This window comes from Rathayibacter sp. AY1E8 (genome assembly GCF_002931415.1).
Taxonomy (GTDB): Bacteria; Actinomycetota; Actinomycetes; order Actinomycetales; family Microbacteriaceae; genus Rathayibacter.
In genome coordinates this window covers 1-2,024 of sequence record NZ_PSVI01000109.1, presented here as the reverse complement: position 1 = coordinate 2,024, position 2,024 = coordinate 1, and the positions used below count along the sequence as shown (strand labels likewise).

Genomic DNA, 2,024 nt, shown 5'->3' with positions numbered 1-2,024 from the left:
AGCCACTGCTTCACGAGGTCGACGCGGCAGTCCTCGAACCAGGCGGTCAGCTGCTCGGCACCGACCCCGCCGCTGCCGCGCCTGCGCGCACCGTCGGCGTCGAGCCCGCCCGGCTGAGCGTGCCCGCGATGGGCCTCGACGAGCCGCTGATCGCGCTGGGCATCCAGTCGGACGGGGCGATGGAGGTGCCGGTGGACTACGACGACGTCGGCTGGTTCTCGGGAGGCGGGCGCCCGGGTGGCAGCGGCCGCACCGTGATCGCGGCGCACGTCGACTCGCGGTCCGGTCCCGCGGTCTTCTTCCGCCTCGGCGAGCTCGCCCCGGGCGATGAGATCGCGGTGAGCGGAGTGGACGGCTCCGACCACCGCTATCGGGTGACGGCGGTCGAGTCCCACGCCAAGGCCGCGTTCCCCACCGCCCGCGTCTTCGGCGCGACCCTCGAGGAGGAGCTGATCCTCGTGACCTGCGGAGGCGAGTACGACGCGGCGATCGGCCGCTACCGGGACAACCTGGTGGTGTTCGCCTCTCCGATCTGAGGCCTGCCACGGAGGGAGGCACGACGGCCCGGCATCGTGGCGCGGAACGGTGGCGCAGAGCACAGCACGAGAGCCCCGTCGGCGCAAGGGTCCGGGCGCGCGGACGCCGTGTGGTCGGATGGGGAGGGCCGGCCCCCCGCCGCCGCTCCCCTCCCGCTCCCCACTGCCGTGGCGCGGCCGATCCGACAGGACGCCCGTGTCCACCAGCCCCCGCCCCACCCTCTTCGCCCTGCCCGGACTCGGGCTCGACGGCCGCGCCTTCGACGCGCTCGGCCGCGAGCTCGCCGACGTCGCGGACCTCGTCGCGCTCGACCTGCCCGGTGGATCCGGGACCTCGCTCGAGGAGATGACCGCTGCCACGATCCGCCGGATCCGCGAGCACGGCGCCTCCCGCTGGCTGCTCCTCGGGCACAGCATGGGCGGGAAGATCGCCTCGCTCGTGGCCTCCCGCACGGTCACCGGCCGCTCGGGCCTGTTCGGGCTCGCGGGCGTCGTGCTCCTCGCCGGGTCGCCGCTCTCGCCCGAGCCGATGGAGGAGGAGCGCCGCTCGACCATGCTCGGCTGGGTCGACGACGGGCACCTCGACGAGGCACAGGCGCGCGAGTTCGTCGACCAGAACGTCGGCTCGCCGCTGCCCGCCGACGCCGACGCGGAGGTGCTGGCCGAGCTGCGCCGCTACTCCCCCGAGGGCTGGCGCGACTGGCTCGAGCACGGCAGCCGCGAGGACCGCACCGGAGAGGCCGCCCTCGGGGCCGTGCCCGCGCTCCTGATCGCGGGCGGTGAGGACGGCGACCTCGGCGCCGACGCGCAGCGCCGCCTGAACGGCTCCCTCTACTCCCGTGCCCGGCTGCTCACGCTCGCCGGGGCGGGCCACCTGCTGCCGTTCGAGCGCCCGGTCGAGGTGGCGGCGGCGATCCGCCGGTTCTGGGAGGAGGAGGCCGGCACGGCGCCGTCGGTTCCGGCCGACGTCGGCGCGGCCATCGCCTCCGCCCGGACCTCCACGCGGGTGCGCGGGCTGCTGGCCGTGCGCGCGCTCGCCGACGACCCGGAGTACGCGCCGCGCGCCCTGACCGTCGCCCAGCTCGCGGAGCTGCGGGCGATCGCCGACCGGGTCGTCCCGCAGGAGGGCGGCCGGATCGACCTGGCCGCACGGGTGGACACGCAGCTCGCGAACGGCGAGGGCGACGGCTGGCGCAACGCCGACCTGCCGGCCGACCCGATCGCCTACGGTCTGGCGCTCGACGCCCTCCGGGGCTTCGCCGGCCTCGGCCCCGCCGAGCAGGACGCGCGCCTCACCGCGATCGCCGACGGCTCCGCGGAGCCCGGCGACCGCTCGGCCGGCGGGCTCGGTGCCGAGCAGCTGACCGCCTGGTTCGAGGACTGCCGCGTCGACCTCGTGAAGCAGTGGCTGGCGCACCCCGCGTCGATGGCGCGGATCGGCTACGACGGCTACGCCAGCGGCGGCGACACGCTGCCGCTCGTGACGGG

Annotated in this window: 2 protein-coding genes; both read left to right on the top strand. The window is 76.2% G+C overall.

Annotation, left to right across the window (positions count from 1 at the left end; translation table 11 throughout):
* Positions 1-536: class F sortase (locus C5C74_RS16810; RefSeq protein ID WP_308471012.1), on the top strand; the 536-nt coding region annotated here is incomplete at its 5' end.
* 196 nt (positions 537-732) lie between these two features.
* Positions 733-2,024, top strand: a 1,292-nt coding sequence (locus C5C74_RS16805) for an alpha/beta hydrolase (protein WP_104351940.1), incomplete at its 3' end; no start/stop codon positions are given.